At 67.8% G+C, this 19,327-nt stretch carries 19 protein-coding genes; 13 read left to right on the forward strand and 6 right to left on the reverse strand.

Going from position 1 to position 19,327, the window contains the following annotated elements; all coding sequences use genetic code 11:
- Window positions 1-20: 20 nt before the first annotated feature.
- Window positions 21-416, reverse strand: coding sequence for a DoxX family protein (locus L978_RS01170; protein ID WP_047519467.1), 396 nt, complete (start codon window positions 414-416; stop codon window positions 21-23).
- Window positions 417-645: 229 nt separating this feature from the next.
- On the opposite strand from L978_RS01170, the gene L978_RS18170 reads away from it, so the two are divergent.
- From L978_RS18170 to L978_RS01185, 3 genes are all read left to right on the forward strand, one after another.
- Complete coding sequence (locus L978_RS18170; protein WP_052193240.1) at window positions 646-1,305, forward strand: GIN domain-containing protein; 660 nt, start codon at window positions 646-648, stop codon at window positions 1,303-1,305.
- 151 nt (window positions 1,306-1,456) lie between these two features.
- Entirely contained in the window at window positions 1,457-3,382 is a 1,926-nt protein-coding gene (thrS, locus tag L978_RS01180) for a threonine--tRNA ligase (RefSeq protein WP_052193241.1), read from the forward strand.
- Window positions 3,379-3,966, forward strand: a complete 588-nt coding sequence (locus tag L978_RS01185; RefSeq protein WP_052193242.1) for an HIT family protein — start codon at window positions 3,379-3,381, stop codon at window positions 3,964-3,966. Before thrS ends, L978_RS01185 begins: the two co-directional genes overlap by 4 nt.
- On the opposite strand, the gene pdxY is transcribed toward L978_RS01185, so the two are convergent.
- Together pdxY and L978_RS01195 are read right to left on the reverse strand one after the other, a co-directional pair.
- The gene (gene pdxY, locus L978_RS01190) at window positions 3,944-4,795 is read right to left on the reverse strand and encodes a pyridoxal kinase PdxY (protein WP_047519471.1); all 852 of its coding nucleotides are present in this window, start codon (window positions 4,793-4,795) and stop codon (window positions 3,944-3,946) included. The genes L978_RS01185 and pdxY overlap by 23 nt on opposite strands.
- 49 nt (window positions 4,796-4,844) lie before the next feature.
- Window positions 4,845-6,152 (reverse strand): aminotransferase class I/II-fold pyridoxal phosphate-dependent enzyme, encoded by a 1,308-nt coding sequence (locus tag L978_RS01195; RefSeq protein ID WP_047519473.1) that lies wholly within the window; start codon window positions 6,150-6,152, stop codon window positions 4,845-4,847.
- A 90-nt stretch (window positions 6,153-6,242) separates the two neighbouring features.
- On the opposite strand from L978_RS01195, the gene pdxS reads away from it, so the two are divergent.
- Together pdxS and pdxT are read left to right on the forward strand one after the other, a co-directional pair.
- Window positions 6,243-7,136: a pyridoxal 5'-phosphate synthase lyase subunit PdxS gene (gene pdxS, locus L978_RS01200; protein WP_047519474.1), complete on the forward strand. Its 894-nt coding sequence runs from the start codon at window positions 6,243-6,245 to the stop codon at window positions 7,134-7,136.
- Window positions 7,126-7,746 carry a pyridoxal 5'-phosphate synthase glutaminase subunit PdxT gene (gene pdxT, locus L978_RS01205; protein WP_047519476.1) on the forward strand — a complete coding sequence of 207 codons (621 nt, stop codon included), beginning with the start codon at window positions 7,126-7,128 and terminating at the stop codon, window positions 7,744-7,746. The genes pdxS and pdxT overlap by 11 nt, the downstream gene beginning before the upstream one ends.
- A 19-nt stretch (window positions 7,747-7,765) precedes the next feature.
- Here the strand turns inward: pdxT and L978_RS01210 are convergent, their stop codons facing one another.
- Window positions 7,766-8,452 carry a dienelactone hydrolase family protein gene (locus L978_RS01210; RefSeq protein ID WP_047519478.1) on the reverse strand — a complete coding sequence of 229 codons (687 nt, stop codon included), beginning with the start codon at window positions 8,450-8,452 and terminating at the stop codon, window positions 7,766-7,768.
- 84 nt (window positions 8,453-8,536) lie between these two features.
- Window positions 8,537-9,931, reverse strand: coding sequence for a pyridoxal phosphate-dependent decarboxylase family protein (locus L978_RS01215; RefSeq protein WP_047519479.1), 1,395 nt, complete (start codon window positions 9,929-9,931; stop codon window positions 8,537-8,539).
- A 202-nt stretch (window positions 9,932-10,133) separates the two neighbouring features.
- Here L978_RS01215 and L978_RS01220 point away from each other — a divergent pair, with 202 nt between their 5' ends.
- The 8 genes from L978_RS01220 to L978_RS01255 all read left to right on the forward strand — a co-directional run bounded on the left by L978_RS01220 (window position 10,134) and on the right by L978_RS01255 (window position 18,758).
- A complete protein-coding gene (locus L978_RS01220; protein WP_047519481.1) occupies window positions 10,134-10,895 on the forward strand; it encodes a YebC/PmpR family DNA-binding transcriptional regulator in 762 nt (253 codons plus the stop codon).
- A 45-nt stretch (window positions 10,896-10,940) separates the two neighbouring features.
- Window positions 10,941-11,504, forward strand: coding sequence for a crossover junction endodeoxyribonuclease RuvC (gene ruvC / locus L978_RS01225; RefSeq protein ID WP_047519483.1), 564 nt, complete (start codon window positions 10,941-10,943; stop codon window positions 11,502-11,504).
- Window positions 11,505-11,531: 27 nt separating this feature from the next.
- Window positions 11,532-12,152, forward strand: a complete 621-nt coding sequence (ruvA, locus tag L978_RS01230; RefSeq protein ID WP_047519485.1) for a Holliday junction branch migration protein RuvA — start codon at window positions 11,532-11,534, stop codon at window positions 12,150-12,152.
- Window positions 12,145-13,170 carry a Holliday junction branch migration DNA helicase RuvB gene (gene ruvB, locus L978_RS01235; RefSeq protein WP_047519487.1) on the forward strand — a complete coding sequence of 342 codons (1,026 nt, stop codon included), beginning with the start codon at window positions 12,145-12,147 and terminating at the stop codon, window positions 13,168-13,170. Before ruvA ends, ruvB begins: the two co-directional genes overlap by 8 nt.
- Before the next feature lie 72 nt (window positions 13,171-13,242).
- Entirely contained in the window at window positions 13,243-13,644 is a 402-nt protein-coding gene (locus L978_RS01240; protein WP_372491375.1) for a preprotein translocase subunit YajC, read from the forward strand.
- Between the two features lie 55 nt (window positions 13,645-13,699).
- Window positions 13,700-15,448 carry a protein translocase subunit SecD gene (gene secD / locus L978_RS01245; protein ID WP_047519489.1) on the forward strand — a complete coding sequence of 583 codons (1,749 nt, stop codon included), beginning with the start codon at window positions 13,700-13,702 and terminating at the stop codon, window positions 15,446-15,448.
- Window positions 15,448-16,437 (forward strand): protein translocase subunit SecF, encoded by a 990-nt coding sequence (gene secF, locus L978_RS01250; RefSeq protein ID WP_047519491.1) that lies wholly within the window; start codon window positions 15,448-15,450, stop codon window positions 16,435-16,437. Before secD ends, secF begins: the two co-directional genes overlap by 1 nt.
- 68 nt (window positions 16,438-16,505) lie before the next feature.
- Window positions 16,506-18,758, forward strand: a complete 2,253-nt coding sequence (locus L978_RS01255) for a RelA/SpoT family protein (RefSeq protein WP_047519493.1) — start codon at window positions 16,506-16,508, stop codon at window positions 18,756-18,758.
- Here the strand turns inward: L978_RS01255 and L978_RS01260 are convergent.
- Window positions 18,745-19,296 carry a type IV toxin-antitoxin system AbiEi family antitoxin gene (locus L978_RS01260; RefSeq protein ID WP_052193243.1) on the reverse strand — a complete coding sequence of 184 codons (552 nt, stop codon included), beginning with the start codon at window positions 19,294-19,296 and terminating at the stop codon, window positions 18,745-18,747. The two genes, L978_RS01255 and L978_RS01260, sit on opposite strands and share 14 nt — an antisense overlap.
- Window positions 19,297-19,327: the final 31 nt, after the last annotated feature.

The following is a 19,327-nucleotide window of genomic DNA, read 5'->3' on the forward strand; positions in this document are numbered from 1 at the left end:
CGCTGTCCGCGGAGGCGGGTTCAGCGGCGGCGCGGGGGACGCTCGTCCGTCGCCCAGAGCGCCCACAGCACGAGCAGCGGCTGCAGGAAGAGGCGCCCGAGTCGTCGGGCATCCGTATCGAGTCCCGGGGTGGATCGTCCGGTCTGCCACTGATGGACGTTCCCGGGGAAGACGGCGACGAAGAACGCGGCGGTCGCCCAGCCGATCCGGCGACGTTCGCGGGGGAGCGCGATGAGGCCGGCGGACAGGGCGATCTCGGCGGCACCGGAAGCGAGGACGATGTCGTTCTTGTCGAGCTTCGTCACCTGCACCGCCCAGTCGGGCACGACGATACGGAAGCCGCGGGTCGAAGTGAAGTGCATGATGCCGATCGCGCCCAGCGCGATCGCAAGGATCCATCGGGCGACTGCTCTCATGCCCTCACGCTACGTGATGGTCCGGCGATCCGCGCCCTGCGAACTCATACCGAGGGGGCATACGAGGTCCGTACCCCGGTGGGTGGCGGACTCCGCCGGACGCTTCGTACGCTGAGACCATGCGCTCACGTCTCGTCGGTTCTTCCGTCCTCCTCCTCGCCCTCTCCGCATCGGCGCTGACGGATGCGCGTCGTTCGACGCGGGACCGGTCGTCTCGCAGGAGCGTGCGGTGCCGGATGTCGCCGCGGTCGAGCTCGACACCTCCGGCGATCTGACCGTGACTCTCGGCGCGACGCCCGCACTCACCGTGACGGCGGGCGAGCGGGTCATCGAGCACCTGACCGCCCACGTCGAAGGCGGCGTCCTGCGGCTCGGGATGAACGGCGAGCCGGTGCTCCGGAACGGCGAGATCCGCTACGAGCTGACCGTGTCGTCTCTCGAATCGCTCGTGGTGCAGGGGTCAGGCGATGCCCGCATCGACCTGTCCGGTGCGATCGCCCCGACGGTGACCGTGCGCGGCTCGGGCGACGTGGAGGCCACGGGGATCGATGCTGCGACGGCTGTGCTCCGGGTCGACGGCGCCGGCGAGATCGTCGCCCATGACACCGTCGTCGAGGACCTGACCGTGCGCATCGACGGCTCCGGCGCGGTGGCGATCGACGGCACGGCGCGCTCCCAGGACGTCTCGATCCGCGGTTCCGGCGAACACACGGCCGAGGATCTGCGCAGCGAGGACGCTTTCGTCTCGATCCGCGGTTCAGGGAGCGCAGATGTGACCGTGGACGGAAACCTCGCGGTCGTCATCGACGGCAGCGGCGACGTCTCCTATGGCGGGAAAGCCCGTGTCACCCAGGAGATCGCAGGATCGGGAGATGTCCGGCGCCGATGACCAAGAGCGGGTGCGACGCCGTCGCGTAGCGGTCCGGAGCGCCCGACCGTACCGGTAACCTGGGTACCGACCCAGATGGAGAGTTTCTGTGCCTGAAAACGCCCGGCCGAATGACGGCTTCGCCCTGTTCACTGACCGAAACGTCGTCGCTATGCGCGTCAACGGCGAACTCAAGGATCTCGCCACGACCCTGACCGACACCGACGAGGTCGAGCCGATCACGATCGACAGTCAGGACGGGCTGAACATCCTCCGCCACTCCGCGGCCCATGTGCTGGCACAGGCGGTGCAGCGCATCAACCCGCAGGCGAACCTCGGCATCGGTCCGCCCATCACGGACGGCTTCTACTACGACTTCGGCGTCGAGACCCCGTTCACGCCCGAAGACATCAAGGCCATCACCAAGGAGATGCAGCGCATCGTCCGCGAGGGCCAGCGCTTCGTCCGCCGGGTCGTGACGGACGACGAGGCGCGCGCCGAGCTCGCCGACGAGCCGTTCAAGCTGGAGCTCATCGGACTCAAGGGCGGGAAGGAAGCGGCGGAGGGTGCCTCCGTCGAGGTCGGCGAGGGCGAGCTGACGATCTACGACAACACCACCCGCGACGGCGAGGTCGTCTGGAAGGACCTCTGCCGCGGCCCTCATCTGCCCAACACGCGCATGATCGGCAACGGCTGGGACCTCACCCGCATCGCCGCCGCGTATTGGCGGGGCAGTGAGAAGAACCCGCAGCTGCAGCGCATCTACGGCACGGCGTGGCCCACCAAGGACGAGCTGCGCGCGTACCAGCACCGGCTGGAGGAGGCCGCCAAGCGCGACCACCGTCGCCTCGGCAAGGAGCTCGACCTGTTCTCGTTCCCCGAGGAGATCGGCTCCGGCCTCTCGGTCTGGCACCCGCGCGGCGGCGTCATCCGTGGCGAGATGGAGCAGCACGCTCGCAAGCGCCACATCGAGGGCGGCTACACCTATGTGTACACGCCGCACATCTCGAAGGAAGACCTGTTCCTCACGTCGAACCACCTCGTCACGTACAAGGAGGGCATGTTCCCGCCGATCGTGATGGACGAGGAGCGCGACGACGAAGGCAACATCACCAAGCAGGGCCAGGACTACTACCTGAAGCCCATGAACTGTCCGATGCACATCCTCATCTACAAGGAGCGCGCGCGCAGCTACCGTGACCTGCCGTTGCGGTTCGCCGAGAACGGCACGGTCTACCGCAACGAGCTCTCCGGCGCGCTGCATGGCCTCACCCGCGTGCGGGGCTTCACCCAGGACGATTCGCATCTGTTCGTGACGCCCGATCAGCTCGAGGCCGAGGTCGCCAAGGTCCTCGAGTTCATCCTCTCGATGCTGCGCGACTTCGGTCTGACCGATTTCGAGCTCGAGCTCTCGATGAAGGACGACGAGAAGTCGAAGTGGATCGGCACGGACGAGTTCTGGGAGTCGTCCACCGATGCGCTGCGCCGCGTCGCCGTCGCCTCCGGCCTCAAGCTGACCGAGGTCCCCGGTGAGGCTGCGTTCTACGGTCCGAAGATCGACCTCAAGACGCGCGATGCGATCGGTCGCACCTGGCAGCTCTCCACCGTGCAGGTCGACCCCAACCTGCCCGAGCGCTTCGACCTCGAGTTCATGGACAAGGACGGGCAGAAGAAGCGCCCGATCATGATCCACCGCGCGCTGTTCGGCTCGATCGAGCGGTTCTTCGCGATCCTGCTCGAGCACTACGCGGGCGACTTCCCGGTGTGGCTCTCGCCGGTGCAGGTCGTGGGCATCCCGGTCGCCGAAGACTTCGCCGACTACCTGGGCGAGGTCGTCGACACGCTGCGCGCCCAAGGTGTGCGCGCGGAGCTCGACACTTCGGACGACCGCATGCAGAAGAAGATCCGCACGCACACGACCGGCAAGGTGCCGCTGCTGCTGATCGCGGGGGAGAAGGACCGTGACGCCGGCACCGTCTCGTTCCGCTACCGCGACGGCGCCCAGGAGAACGGGGTTCCGATCGCGGACGCCGTGGCTCGGATCCGCGCAGCCATCGACAGCCACGCCCTGGTGCAGACAGCAGGGGACCTGGCGTGACCGAGGGGGAGCAGCCGCTGGAGGACGCCGGACGTCTGGCCGGTGTGCCCGACGAGTTCCAGCGGCTGTGGACCCCGCATCGGATGGCGTACATCCAGGCCGGGCCCGAACCCCTCCGTGAGGAATGTCCGTTCTGCGAGGCGCCGAAGTTCCCGGACACCGAGCGCCTCGTGGTCGCTCGCGGCGAGACCGCCTACGTGCTGTTGAACCTGTTCCCGTACAACTCGGGCCATCTGCTCGTCTGCCCGTACCGTCACATCGCCACCTACGACCAGGCGACGCCGGAGGAGGTCGCCGAGATCGGTGCTCTCACGCAGACCGCGATGCGCGTGCTGCGGGAGGTCTCCCGGTGCGACGGCTTCAACCTCGGCATGAATCAAGGTGCGGTGGCAGGAGCCGGTGTCGATGCCCATCTGCACCAGCACGTGGTGCCGCGGTGGACGTCGGACGCGAACTTCTTCCCGATCATCGCGAAGACCAAGGCGCTGCCGCAGCTCCTCGGCGAGGTGCGTCACGCCGTGGCTGCCGCGTGGCCGCAGCCGGAAGGGCCGACCGAGAAGGTCAGCGCACCTGACGCGCCGTGAACTGCATCTGCGGGTTCGCGTAGAACTCCTGCGCCTCGACCAACTGGAGCTCACGCTCGCCGGACTCCAGCGTCGCCTTCAGCAGGTCGTACACGCTGGACGCCGTGCGTTCGAGCGCGACCTTCGCGCTCCCGGTCTCGACGTAGTGCGCGGTGAACAGCGCTGCCGTCACGTCACCGGAGCCGTTCGCCTTCATCGGAAGGTGCGGGGTCTGCACGACCCAGGCACCCTTCTCGTCGGCGGCGAGCATCTCGATCGTGCCCTCTTCGCGGTCGGGTCGTTCGACGCTCGTCACGAGGACGGTCCGCGGACCCATCGCGTGGGCGAGGTCGACCGAAGCGAGCGTGGACTCCAGCGTGTCCGGCTCGGTGTCGGTGAGGAAACCCAGCTCGAACTGGTTCGGCGTGATGATGTCCGCGACCGGCACCACGCGCTCCCGCAGGAGCACGGGGATGGCCAGGGCGACGAAGCACCCCGACTTGGCATTGCCCATGACCGGATCGCACGCGTAGACGGCGTTCGGGTTCGCCGCCTTCACCCGCGCGACGGCGTCGATGATCACGTCGCCGATGCCCTCTCCGCCCTGGTAGCCGCTGAGGATCGCGTCGATGCCCCCGAAGACGCCACGCTCTTCGATCCCGGTGATGACCTCACGCACGTCATCGGGGGCGATCAGCGGTCCGCGCCACGCGCCGTAGCCGGTGTGGTTGGAGAAGTTCACCGTGTAGACCGGCAGCACTTCGACGCCGATGCGCTGCAGCGGGAACACGGCCGCCGAGTTGCCGACGTGTCCGTAAGCGACGGCGGACTGGATGGAGAGGATCTTCATTCTCCGACCCTTTCGTTCAGGGCGGGGCGTTGCCCGCGACAGGTGGTGGTCATCGTCCGGCGGCGACGAGGTCAGCGACGAGCGTCTCCGCGTCGGCATCGGACAGGTCGTGAACGGTCAGACGCAGGTGGTGGGAGGGCTCCGCGCGTTCGTCGAGCGCGAAGTCGTCTCCGGTGCGGGCGAGCCACCCGCGTCGCATGAGTCGATCGGCAACCGTCCGCGCGGGTCGCGACAGCTCGACCCACAGGCTGAGACCGTCGGACTCGGTCGCGTCGATCCCGTGCGCGCGCAGTCTCTCGACGAACGACGCATTCCGCTCGGCATAGTGCGCAGCCGCCGCGGCGACCTCGGTCCTGACCGTCTCGTCGGTCAGTTGCGTCAGCGCGAGGCGTTGCAGGAGGTGACTGACCCACGTGGTTCCCGGGCTCAGGCGCATCGCGAGCCGTTCCGCGGTCTCGGCATCCGTGGCCGCGATCGCGAGGCACATGTCTGGTCCGAGGAACTTCGACACCGACCGCACGAGGGCGAACCGTCTGTGTTCAGCGCCGATGAGGGACTCGTAGGGCCCCTGCGACAGCATCGAGAAGTGGTCGTCCTCGACGATCAGCACGTACGGATGGTCGGCGAGTATCGCGCGGAGCTCGGCCGCCCGCGTCGCCGTGAGGCTCGCCCCGGTCGGGTTCTGTGCGCGCGGGGTGCAGATGATGGCGCGGACGCCTGCGTCCAGCGCCGCTCGCAGTCCGTCGACGGTCATGCCTTCGCCGTCGACGGGCACGGGGACCGCCCGGTAGCCGCCCAGACGCACCGTGTGGATGCTCGCGAGGAAGCAGGGGTCTTCGAGTGCCACGGCGTCGTCGCGCATGAGTGCCTGCGCAAGCAGACGCTCGACCGCGTCGACGGCACCGCTCGTCACCGTGATCCGGAAGTCGTCGGCGCGGAGATCGGACGAGATCCACTGCCGGGACCACTCTTCGAGGCCACGATCGATCACGGGCTCGCCGTAGAGCACGGGACGGGAGGCGATCGTCATCAGCGCGGGTGCCGGGTCGGGGATGAGCCGGGGGTCGGGGTTGCCCGTGCCGATGTCGCGAAGCACCGTGTCGGGCGCGTATCCCTCCTGGGCCACCGATTCGAGACCTGCCACGACGGTGCCCGCACGCCCGCGCGAGACGACGAGGCCTGCCTGGGCGAGCTGCCGGTACGCGGCCACAGCCGTGTTGCGGTTGACGCCGAGCGTGGCAGCGAGCTCGCGCACCGGGGGGAGGACAGCACCGACCCGGAGGATTCCGCGGTCGCGCAAGGAACGCACGCTGTCGGCGATGTCCGCTGCGGTCGTCCCGGTGATCTGGTCGCTCATGGTCCTCCTCTGTGATTCTAGGTCGAATCGGACAGTGCTATGTTTGACCTAGATCAAACCCGACTTCGGTGCATCCGACAGGAGTTCCCCATGGCAGAGCAGACAACCACCGGATCCGCGCGCGTCAAGCGCGGCCTCGCCGAGATGCTCAAGGGCGGCGTCATCATGGACGTCGTCACGGCAGAGCAGGCGAAGATCGCCGAAGACGCGGGCGCCGTCGCCGTGATGGCTCTCGAGCGTGTGCCGGCGGACATCCGTGCGCAGGGCGGTGTCTCCCGCATGAGCGACCCCGACATGATCGACAGCATCATCGACGCCGTCTCCATCCCCGTGATGGCGAAGGCCCGCATCGGGCACTTCGTCGAGGCGCAGGTGCTGCAGGAACTCGGTGTGGATTACATCGACGAGTCCGAGGTGCTCTCACCGGCCGACTACGTCAACCACATCGACAAGTACGGCTTCACCGTCCCGTTCGTGTGCGGTGCGACGAACCTCGGCGAGGCGCTCCGCCGCATCAATGAGGGAGCGGCGATGATCCGTTCCAAGGGAGAGGCCGGGACCGGCGACGTCTCCGAGGCGATGAAGCACATCCGCAAGATCCGCGGAGAGATCGCCGCGCTCACCGCGCTCCCCAAGGACGAGCTCTTCGTCGCGGCGAAGGAGTTGCAGGCCCCGTACGAACTCGTCGCCGAGATCGCTGAGACCGGCACGCTCCCGGTCGTGCTGTTCGTGGCCGGAGGGGTCGCGACCCCCGCCGATGCCGCCATGATGATGCAGCTCGGTGCTGACGGCGTCTTCGTCGGCTCCGGCATCTTCAAGTCGGGCAACCCGGCAGAGCGGGCCAAGGCCATCGTCAAGGCGACGACCTTCTATGACGACGCCAAGGTCATCGCCGAGGTTTCGCGTGGGCTGGGCGAGGCGATGGTCGGCATCAACGTGAGCGACCTCCCGGCACCTCACCGTCTCGCCGAGCGTGGCTGGTAGAGGCAAGGTCGGCGTCCTCGCATTGCAGGGCGACGTGCGCGAGCATGTCGCCCTGCTGACGGGACTCGGCGCCGATGCCACTCCGGTGCGTCGCCCCGACGAGCTCGCCGCGGTCGACGGACTCGTGATCCCGGGGGGCGAGTCGAGCGTGATCGACAAGCTCTCCCGGATCTTCGGCATGCAGGAGCCGATCCGCGACGCGATCGCCTCGGGCATGCCGGTGCTCGGCACCTGCGCGGGCTTGATCATGCTCGCGGATGACATCGTCGACGCGATCGACGGGCAGGAGTCGTTCGGAGGGCTCGACGTCGTCGTGCGCCGGAACGCCTTCGGTCGCCAGGTCGAGTCGTTCGAGGCGGAACTCGAGGTCCCTGCGTTCGGCGGGGGCCCGGTGTCGGCGGCCTTCATCCGTGGGCCCGTGGTCGAGTCGGTCGGTCCGCGCGCGACCGTGCTCGCGGCGCTGCCGGACGGGCGCGTGGTCGCGGTGGAGCAGGGGAATCTGCTCGGACTGAGCTTCCACCCCGAGATCACGGGGGAGCGCCGTTTTCACGAACGCTTCCTCGCACGGGTGGAGTCGCGGCACCGTACGAGGGCTCCGCAGAGCGCCTAGGTCCGGCCGAGGGTCCGGGTCAGACCGGGCGCCGGTGAGAGAGGAGCCAGTCGTACAGCTCGGGGTTCTCATAGGTCTCGGTCCAGGAATCGTGACCGACGCCTGCGTATCGAGTGAACCGGGCGTCGGCACCGAGGCCTCGGAGTTCGTTGACGATCTGTTCCGTGGCGGAGAACGGCACGACATCGTCGGCATCACCGTGGAAAGCCCAGACGGGCACGTCACGGAGCGGCGCAGCGCTCTGCATCCAGAGTCCTCCGCAGATCGGCGCGATCGACGCGAGCCGGTCGGGATAGCGCACCGCCAGGCTCCAGGCCCCGAATCCGCCCATGCTGAGTCCTGTCACCGATATGCGGGACGCATCGATGCGGTGTGCCGCGACGACCTCGTCGAGCAGCACGGACAACGTCGAGAGCTCCGCGACCCACTGACTCGATTCGCCGCACTGAGGCGTGACGAGGACGAAGGGGAACTCCTGCCCGGCATCCGCCAGACTCGGCGGACCGTGCACGGCGGCGAGCTCGACGTCGGTACCGCGCTCACCCGAACCATGCAGGAACAGGACGAGTGGCCACCGTCGGTCGGGGTCGGTGTCGTAGTCGTCCGGGAGATGGAGCAGGTACCGCAGGGAGTCGGCCGGCGTCGGCTCGCCGTTCCGCACGTCCGAAGAGCGGGAGGCAGGAGTGATGTGTCGCGATCTGCGCATGTGTCCATCCTGCGCCATGTGCGCCGGTCTTCCGAGGGAACGATGTGCGGAGCGGGCAACCGGATGTGGAGCCCACGGTCTCGGTCATCCGCCCGCCGAACCTGCGGCGACCAGGCCGCGGATGGCTTCGACCGTGCGGCCGATGTCTTCCGGGGTGGTCGCCCAGGACGACATCGAGCACCGCAGAGCCGCACGCCCTTCCCATTCGGCACCCGTCATCGCGGCCGTCCCGTCGACGAGGATCGCCGCGCCGAGCGCACGCGTCGCTTCGTCGGAGCCGAGGCGGAACATCACCTGTGTGTAGTCGACGTCGTTGATGACTTCCACCGACTCCACTGTTCGGAGTCCCGCCGCCATCGCGACGGCGTTCGCATGCAGACGGTCAATGAGTTCCGCAATGCCCGACCGACCGAGACTGCGCAGTGCGGCCCACGCGGGAACCCCGCGGGCGCGTCGAGAGAGTTCCGGGGTGACATCCCACGGGTCGAGCCCCGAATAGATCAGATAGTCGCCTCCGGTGCGGAATGCGGCGATCGAGTCGGCCGGGTCGCGCACGATCGCCATGCCGCAGTCGTACGGCACGTTGAGCGTCTTGTGCGCGTCGGTCGCCCAGGAGTCGGCGTCCGCCATGCCGGCGGTGAGGTGGCTCAGCCCGGGAGACGCCGCAGCCCACAGTCCGAACGCGCCGTCGACGTGGATCCATGCACCGTGCCGGCGGGCAAGGGGGATCAACGCCGCGAAGTCGTCGAAGGCGCCGGTGTGCACCTCTCCGGCCTGCAGGCACACGATGAGGGGTCCCTCCGCGCCGACGAGTGCCTGATCGAGCGCCTCCGGGCTCATGCGCCCTTGGCCGTCGGTCGGGACGATCGTGAGTTCCGCCCGCCCGATCCCGAGGAACCGGGCGGCGCGGTCGATGGAGCCGTGCCGGTGGGTGCCGACGACGAGACGCAGCGGCGGAGACCCGTGGAATCCCTGCTCGGCGATGTCCCACCCCGCGCGCGCCAGCACGGAGTGCCGCGCGGCGGCGAGGCAGGTGAAGTTGGCGAGCTGCCCGCCCGTGACGAAGCCGACGCTGGCGGTCGCGGGGAGCCCGAAGGCCTCGAGCATCCATTGCCCGGCGATGCGTTCCATCGCCACAGTGGCCGGCGTGAGAGTCGACGAGCCCGAGTTCTGATCCCACGCCGAGACGAGCCAGTCCGCGGCCAGGGCTGCCGGATGGGTTCCGCCGATCACGAAACCGAAGAACCGGCCGCCGGGGATCGCGACGAGTCCAGGATCGGCGAGCACGGCCATCTCCTCCACGACTGCCGCGGCGTCCACACCATGTTCCGGGAGCGGGCCCCCGAAGGCGGTGAGCATCTCGTCGAGCGAAGCCCTCGGCCACACCGGCCGCTCGGCCACCGAGTCCAGGAAGCGGAGCGCGGCATCGTGCGCGGTCTCGAGTGCGCGGGTCCGGTCGTCGGGAGCCGTCTCTTTCATGCCTCAGGCCTACACCCGGAGGCCCCATCGCACCAGTGGTCACGCGAGGCTGGCACGGTCGCAGTGGCTGCCCGCGCGAGACCCGCGCGACTGACGGCCGCGCGGTCGGCCGCAGTGGACGCCACTCGGGCAACCGTGGCTTTTCGATAGAATGGTCGATGCCCTGGGCACGCTCCGGGGCGGATACGACGAGCGGAGACTTATGTCCGGGCATTCCAAGTGGGCGACCACGAAGCACAAGAAAGCCATCATCGACTCCAGGCGCGCGAAGTCCTGGGCCAAGCTCATCAAGAACATCGAGGTCGCGGCGAAGCTCGGCGGACCCGATCTTGCGGGCAACCCGACGCTCTTCGACGCGGTGCAGAAGGCCAAGAAGACCTCGGTCCCCAAGGACAACATCGACCGTGCGGTGAAGCGCGGTGCGGGCATCGGCGGCGAGGCCGTCGAATACCTCTCGATCATGTACGAAGGCTATGGACCCAACGGCGTCGCCCTCATGATCGAGTGTCTGACCGACAACAAGAACCGTGCGGCTGCAGAGGTGCGTACGGCTCTCAGCCGCAACGGCGGCACGCTGGCCGATCCGGGTAGCGTCGCCTACAACTTCAGCCGCAAGGGCGTCATCGTCGTCGGCTCCGAGGGCACCACCGAGGATGACGTCATGATGGCCGCGCTCGAGGCGGGCGCCGAGGAGATCGAGCCGCACGCGGAGGGCTTCGAGATCATCACCGAGGCGACCGACCTGGTGGCCGTGCGCACCGCGCTCCAGGAAGCGGGGATTGACTACGAATCCGCTGACGTCGAGTTCGTTCCGAACCTCAAGGTCGAGATCGACGCCGACACCGCACGCAAGGTCTTCCGTCTCATCGATGCGCTCGAAGACAGTGAAGACGTGCAGAACGTCTTCACGAACTTCGACCTGAGCACCGAGGTCCAGGCCGAGCTGGAGAACGACGAGGCCTAGGCGCGCCGGACCCGCGGTGTCCGCTCCGCCGCCTAGCCTGGGGGAGTGGCTTCCTCTCTGCGCGTGCTCGGTATCGACCCGGGCCTGACCCGGTGCGGTGTCGGTGTCGTGGACGTCGACCGTTCCCGTCGGGGAACCCTCGTGCACGTGGGGGTCATCCGATCGTCGCCGGATGCGGAGATCGGTGATCGCCTCGCGATCGTCGCCGCAGGGATCCGCGCCGTGATCGCTGAGCACCGGCCCGATGCCGTCGCCGTCGAGCGGGTGTTCGCTCAGCAGAACACGCACACGGTGATGGGCACGGCGCAGGCCAGCGGGATCGCGCTGCTGATCGCGTCCGAGTCCGGGTTGCCGGCCGCCACGCATACCCCGAGCGAGGTGAAGGCGGCCGTCACCGGATACGGCGCCGCCGACAAGCGGCAGGTGCAGACCATGATCGCGCGGATCCTGCGTCTGGATGCGCTGCCCCAGCCCGCCGACGCGGCGGATGCTCTGGCGATCGCGCTCTGTCATGCCTGGCGTCGCGGAGGACCGACCACATCCGGTCAGAGCGCGTTGACGCCCGCGCAACGCGCCTGGGCCGCGGCGGAGCGTGTCGCTCGAACATAGCTACGAGCGACACCGTAGGCTGAGACGATGATCTCCTCTCTGCACGGCGTCGTTCTGCACGCGACGTCCGATCAGGTCGTCGTCGATGTGGGCGGGGTCGGGTTCGCCGTCGCCGTCCCGGCCGATGTCGCGCACACCGCCACGGTGGGGGAGAAGCTCCTCCTGCACACGAGTCTCATCGTGCGAGAGGACTCCCTGTCGCTGTTCGGCTTCGCGGACCGCGGTGAACTCGAGATCTTCGGCCTCCTGATCGGGGTGACCGGAGTCGGCCCGAAGTCGGCGCTCGGCGTGCTGTCGCACCTCACCACCGATCAGATCGCGGAGGCCGTCACCGCCGAGGACGATGCGCCGTTCCGGCGTGTTTCCGGGATCGGCCCGAAGACGGCCAAGCTCATCGTGCTTCAGCTCGCGGGCAAGGTGCAGGCGTTCGCCGCCCCGTCCACGTCCGTCGCCGCGGGGAACACCGATGTCGTCACCCAGGTCTCCGCCGCCCTGGTCGGCTTGGGGTGGTCGGAGAAGATCGCCACCGAAGCGGCAGCCCAGACGGCGGAGGAGGCCACGGAGGCGGAGCGTGCATCTGTCGCGGCGTTGCTCCGACGCACCCTCGCCCTGTTGGGCCCGGCGAAGGGAGCCCAGCCGCATGTCTGACCCTCTCGACGCGTCGGAACCCTCGGACGAGACCGAACTCGCGATCGAGGGCGCACTGCGCCCCACGAGCCTCGGAGATTTCGTCGGGCAGCAGAAAGTCCGAGGACAGCTGCAGCTGCTCCTCGAAGCGGCGCGACTCCAGAGCCGGCCGGCCGATCACATCCTTCTGGCGGGCCCGCCGGGGCTCGGGAAGACGACGCTCGCGATGATCGTCGCGCACGAGAGCGAGCGGCCGCTGCGTCTCTCGAGCGGCCCCGCGATCCAGCACGCGGGCGACCTGGCGGCGCTGCTGTCGAGCCTGGTCCCGGGGGAAGTGCTCTTCATCGACGAGATCCATCGCATGGCCCGCTCGGCGGAGGAGATGCTCTACCTCGCGATGGAGGACTACCGGATCGACATCATGGTCGGGAAGGGCGCGGGCGCGACCAGCATCCCGCTCGAGCTCTCGCCGTTCACTCTCGTGGGGGCGACGACCCGCTCCGGCCTGCTGCCCAACCCGCTGCGGGACCGCTTCGGATTCACGGGGCACCTGGAGTTCTACGAGGAGTCCGAGCTGGAACAGGTCATCGCGCGCTCCGCCGCGGTGCTGGGCGTCGATCTGCCGACCGACTCGCTGTCTGAGATCGCGCGCCGTTCTCGGGGCACACCGCGTATCGCGAACCGTCTGCTCCGCCGAGTCCGGGACTATGCGCTCGTGCACGGCCACGGCGCGGCCACGATCGGCGACGTGCGGGCGGCGCTGGAGCTCTATGACGTGGACGCGATCGGCCTCGATCGGCTCGACCGGGCGGTCCTCGACGCTCTCGTGCGGCGCTTCCGTGGAGGTCCCGTCGGCCTGAGCACGCTCGCCGTGGCCGTCGGAGAAGAGGGCGAGACCGTGGAGAGCGTGGTCGAGCCGTATCTCGTGCGCATCGGCTTCCTGGGCCGGACTCCGCGCGGCCGTGTGGCGATGCCCGACGCATACACCCACCTGGGCGTTCCGCATCCGGACGGGATGCTTAAGTTGGATGACCTATAATCACTGAAGACTTCCCGGATACCTTCGCGCGCCCAAAGGCTGGAGCGTGCACCTGAGAAAGGCGCTTCCCCCATGCCCATGGAATTCCTGCTCTTCGGCCTTCTTGCCGTCCTCCTCGTCTTCATGATCTTCAACACGCGCAAGCGCACGAAGCAGATGAAGGCCGAGCAGGAGGAGAAGGCGACCAAGACCGTTCCCGGCGCCAAGGTGCTCCTGCAGGGCGGCATCTACGGCACGATCGTCTCCTACGACCCCGAGGACCTCGACACCCCGGCGCTCGTCGAGATCGCGCCCGGCACGATCATCGACGTCCACAGCCAGGCGATCCTGCGCGTCGTCGAACCGAAGGACGCCGTCGTCGAGACGCCCGTCGACGCGGTCGAGGAGCAGGATGCGGACGAGCCGGCCGCGCCTCCGGTCGAGACCCCCGAGGAGACCCGCGCCCGCCTCGAGCGGGACGCCGACGACAAGTAAGTCCGCGGCCGACACGGCCCGCCGGATCTCCGTCCTTTCAGAAAGCTGAACACACGTGGCTTCATCCTCTCCCGTCCGTCACGCCTGGCGGGTCCTCCTCGGCCTGCTCCTCGTGACCGGCGTGCTCTTCGGCATCAACTCGCTCGGTGTGTACGTCTTCAAGGACGCTGAGGGGGCGCCGGCGAGTTCGTGGACACCCGAGCTCGCGCTGGACCTCCAGGGCGGCACCCAGATCGTCCTGAGCGCCGAGACGGAAGACGGAGCTGCTCCCACGCAGGAACAGCTCGACCAGGCCGCGGCGATCATCCGGCAACGCGTCGACGCGTCAGGTGTGGCTGAGGCCGACATCACGACCGAGGGCGGGCAGAACATCGTCGTCCAGATCCCGGGCGAGGCCGACGCGCAGACCCGTGAGCGGATCCAGGCGAGTGCACAGCTCGAGCTTCGGCCCGTGCTCTACACGAACGCGGCGGGCACCGAGTTCGTCGGGGAGGACGGGAACGCCACGCCGTTCCCAACCCCCGATCCCACCCTGAACGCGACGCCGACCGCGACGCCGACCGATGCGAGCGATCTCTCCTGGGTGACCGAGAAGCTCGCGGCGGAGTTCCAGGCATACGACTGCGCGAACCCCGACAACGCCCCGGCCCGGGCGCCGAAGGATGAGCCGGTCATCGCCTGCTCGCCGGATGACACGCAGAAGTTCCTGCTCGGCCCGGCCGAGCTCGACGGCACCGCCATCACCGACGCTTCCGCCGGTCGCGACCAGCAGTCCGGCGCCTGGATCGTCCAGCTCACCATGAACGGCGAGGGCGGAGACGCCTTCGGCAAGGTCAGCACGCGCCTGAACCAGAACCGCATCGATGGACTCTCGCCGCGCGATCAGTTCGCCTTCGTGCTCGATGGAGACGTGATCAGCGCGCCGCGCATGAACGGCGTCATCCTCGACGGACGCCCCAGCATCTCGGGCAGCTTCACGCAGGAGACCGCGACCACCCTCGCGGATCAGCTCAAGTTCGGTGCGCTGCCGCTCAGCTTCACCGTGCAGAGCTCCGACACGATCTCCGCGACGCTCGGTACCCAGCAGCTGCAGATCGGTCTGATCGCCGGTCTCATCGGTCTCGCCCTCGTCGCGATCTACTCACTCATCGTCTATCGCGCGCTCGGATCGGTGATCATCGCCTCCATCGCGGTGATGGCGATCTTGACCTACATCATCATCTGCATCCTGGCCTGGCGCATCGGCTTCCGCCTGTCGCTCGCCGGTGTCGCGGGTCTCATCGTCTCGATCGGCTTCACGGCCGACTCGTTCATCGTCTACTTCGAACGAATACGAGATGAACTCCGCGACGGCAAGTCCATCACGGCTGCCGTGGAAGACGGCTGGGGTCGCGCGAAGCGGACGATCTACATCTCGAAGTCGATCAACGTCCTCGCCGCTGTCGTGCTGTACATCCTCGCCGACGCCACCGTGAAGGGCTTCGCGTTCACGCTCGGACTCACGACGCTGATCGACGTGTTCATCTTCGTGATCTTCACGCACCCGGTGATGCAACTGCTCGCCCGCACGCGCTTCTTCGGCGGGGGACACAAGCTGTCGGGGCTCGACCCCGAGGCGCTCGGCGCCGTCTATCGGAGTCGCTCCCAGTACCGGGAGGTCTCGACGGCCTCGGCCGGGCGCGGCGCGAAGAACTCGCGGTCCCGCGGCGAAGCAGAACGTCGACAGACCATCGCCGAACGCAAACGCGCGGAAGCGCTCGCGGGCGACAGACAGACCAACGCCGGAAGTGAGGGAGACGCCTGATGCCTTCCATGAATGAGTTCGGCAACAATCTGTATTCGGGGAAGACCTCCTTCCCGTTCGTCGGCAAGCGTCGGCTCTGGTTCATCATCGCGATCGCCCTCGTGGTCGGTTCCGCGCTCGTTCCGCTGTTCCGCCCCATCCAGTTCTCGATCGAGTTCACCGGCGGGTCGCAGTTCACGGTGCAGGCCCCCGAGACGCTCGACCAGGGCGCCGCGACCGAGGCCGTCCAGTCGGTCGTGCCCGGCGCTTCGACCAAGGTCGTCGTCGTGAACAACGCCGACATCCGCGTGCAGACCGACCAGATGAGCGCCGCCGAGACGCAGCAGGTCGCCGACGCACTCGCAGACGCCTACGGCGTCGAGGCCGCCAACGTCACCTCGTCGTTCATCGGTCCGGCGTGGGGTGAGAACGTCACCAAGCAGTCACTGTGGGGTCTCGCGATCTTCCTCGCCCTGACCTTCCTGATCCTGGCGATCTACTTCCGCACGTGGAAGATGTCGGCCGCGGCGATCATCGGTCTGCTCGACGTGCTCGTGATCACGGTGGGCGTCTACGCCCTGGCCGGATTCGAGATCTCCCCGGCGGCGGTGATCGGCTTCCTGACGATCCTCGCCTACTCCCTGTATGACACCACCGTCGTCTTCGACAAGATTCGAGAGAACACGACGGAGGACGGGGAGAAGTCTGCCCGCTTGTTCGGTGAATCGGTGAACCTCGCGGTGAACCAGACACTCGTGCGCTCGATCAACACGTCTGTCGTCGCCGCCCTTCCGGTCGGCGCGGTGCTCTTCATCGGCGCCTTCTGGCTCGGTGCGGAATCGCTCACCGACATCTCCCTGTCGATCTTCGTCGGCATCCTGGTGGCCACCTACTCGACGCTGTTCGTGGCCGCGCCGCTCTACTCGCTGTTCCGCGAGAACGAGCCGCAGCTCAAGGAGCGGGACGCACGCATCCGCGACGCCCGCAGCAGGGCATCCGTCGAAGCCTGATCGGCTGCCCGCAGCGGGAGCTCGGCCCGCACAGCACGCGTAGGATGAACTGATCGGGAGGTGGGTTGATGGCGGAACCGCAGACGTCGACGCAGGGTTCTAGTCTGCGACGACTGGTTCCCCGGATCTTCTCCCGCGCGTCGAGGATCAACGACCTCGACAATCTGATCCGTACGGTGCGTGTGAACCACCCCAAGGGTGACTTCTCGGTCATCGAGCGGGCCTATGCCGTCGCCAAGGAGAAGCACGAGGGGCAGAAGCGTCAGAGCGGTGAGCCGTACATCACCCACCCTCTCGCGGTCGCTCAGATCCTCGCGGAGCTCGGTCTCGGCCCCCGAGCGATCGCGGCCGCCCTTCTGCACGACACGGTCGAGGACACGGGCTATGCGCTCACTGATCTGACTGCCGAGTTCGGCGACGAGGTCGCGATGCTCGTCGACGGCGTCACCAAGCTCGACAAGGTCAAGTACGGTGAGAGCGCCCAGGCGGAGACCGTCCGCAAGATGATCGTGGCGATGTCGAAAGACATCCGCGTCCTGCTGATCAAGCTCGCTGACCGCCTGCACAACGCGCGCACCTGGGGCTTCGTCCCGCCGGAGAAGGCGGCGAAGAAGGCCAAGGAGACCCTCGAGATCTACGCGCCGCTGGCGAATCGACTCGGTATCCAGGCGATCAAGTCGGAACTGGAGGATCTCTCCTTCGCGGTCCTGCATCCGAAGATCTACAACGAGATCCACAGTCTCATCGCCCAGCGCACGCCTCAGCGGGAGAAGTACCTGAACCAGGTCGTCGAGGAGATCGACGAAGACCTGCGCGACCTCCGCATCCGCGGCAAGGTCGTCGGCCGTCCGAAGCAGCTCTACTCGGTCTACCAGAAGATGGTCATCCGCGGCCGGGAGTTCGACGACATCTACGATCTGATCGGCATCCGCGTGCTCGTCGCGTCCGTGCGCGACTGCTATGCGGTCCTCGGCGCGATCCACGCACGGTGGACACCGCTGCCCGGACGGTTCAAGGACTACATCGCCACGCCGAAGTTCAACCTCTACCAGTCGCTCCACACGACGGTGATCGGTCCGTCGGGGCGAACCGTCGAGATCCAGATCCGCACCCACGAGATGCACCAGCAGGCCGAGTACGGAGTGGCCGCGCACTGGATGTACAAGGAGCGGATGAACGGCGGCGGCAAGACCGAGGTGCGCGCCTCCGACACCGACATGGCGTGGCTCGCCCACATCTCGGACTGGCAGGCGGAGACCGCCGACCCGGGCGAGTTCCTCGAGTCCCTGCGTTTCGAGATCGGCGCGAAGGAGGTGTACGTCTTCACACCGAAGGGGCGCGTGATCGGTCTCCCGTCCGGTGCCACTCCGGTCGACTTCGCGTACGCCGTCCACACCGAGATCGGCCACCGCACCATGGGGGCCAAGGTCAACGGCCGACTCGTGCCGCTGGAGTCCGAGCTCAAGAGCGGCGACGTCGTCGAGGTCTTCACGTCGAAGAACCCCGACGCCGGTCCCAGCCAGGATTGGCTCGGCTTCGTCGCGAGCACGCGCGCCCGCAACAAGATCCGTGGCTGGTTCACGAAAGAGCGCCGCGAGGAAGCGATCGAGCAGGGCAAGGAGGCCATCGCACGGGCGATGCGTCGACAGAACCTGCCGCTGCAGCGTCTGATGAGCCACGACTCTTTCGCCGAGGTGGCTCGGGGGATGCACTACGAAGACGTCTCCGCGCTCTACGCCGCCGTCGGTGAGGGTCATGTCTCGACGCAGTCGGTCCTGGAGAAGGTCACCGCTCTGGTGGCGGCGAACGACCCGACGACCGGTGCCATCGACCTGCCGGGCAGCGTACCGAGCCGGGAGCCGCGTTCCGGTGATTCGGGCGTGCTCGTCCGGGGAGCCAACGACATCCTCGTGAAGCTCGCGAAGTGCTGCACCCCGGTGCCCGGTGACCAGATCGTCGGCTTCGTCACTCGCGGCAGCGGAGTGTCGGTCCACCGGGCGGACTGCGTGAACGTGAAGGCGTTGGAATCCGAGCAGGATCGTTTCGTCGAGGTGTCCTGGGCTCCGACCACGAAGAGCGTGTTCCGCGTTCAGATCCAGGTCGAGGCTCTCGACCGGTCGGGGCTCCTCTCCGACGTGACGCGTGTCCTCAGCGAACACCACGTCAACATCCTCTCCGCCACGGTGACGACGACAGACGAGCGGTTGGCACTCAGTCGCTTCGTGTTCGAGATGGGCGACGCGGTGCACCTGGACCGCGTGCTCAACGCCGTCCGACGTATCGATGCCGTCTACGACGTCTATCGCGTCACCTCCTCCTGAGCGCGAGTCGCTCCAGCGCGGCCACCCCGACACGGCTCCCCGGTACCCTCCGCAGGTCGCGCAGAGCGGCGACAGCCAGCTCCGCGGTGCCGGGGACCGCGACGTCGAGTCGGTCCATCCAGACCAGGACGCGGGGATCGCGATGGAGCGTCGTGGCGAGGTCGAGCATCGTGCGCCCCGGTGTCGAGACCGGAACGCCGCCGATCAGCTCGACATCGGCGTCAGGCAGCACGGTGTCGTGGAAGACCAGGCGCGCACTCGTGATCGGTCGGATCCGACGTTCGATACAGCGCCTCACATGATGAACGACCGGGGGAGCGTCTCCGGCGCCGTGGATCCATGCGGCCGTCTGCGTGCAGGCGGCCGTGCCCGGCTGGACGAGCGCGGCCACCGAGCTCGCGCGGACGTCGGGTCCTGCGACCAGGTCGGCCGGGATGTAGGCGTCACCCACCTCGACGACATGGCCGTCGATCCGTGCGGCGCTGAGCTCGCTCTCGCTCAGACGTTCGCCGGGTAGGTAGAGGAAAGCGGGGTGCATGACGTCAGTCTGACGTCTTGCACCCCGCCTG

The sequence above is a fragment of the Microbacterium sp. ZOR0019 genome (genome assembly GCF_000800925.1).
Lineage (GTDB): Bacteria > Actinomycetota > Actinomycetes > Actinomycetales > Microbacteriaceae > Microbacterium > Microbacterium aurugineum.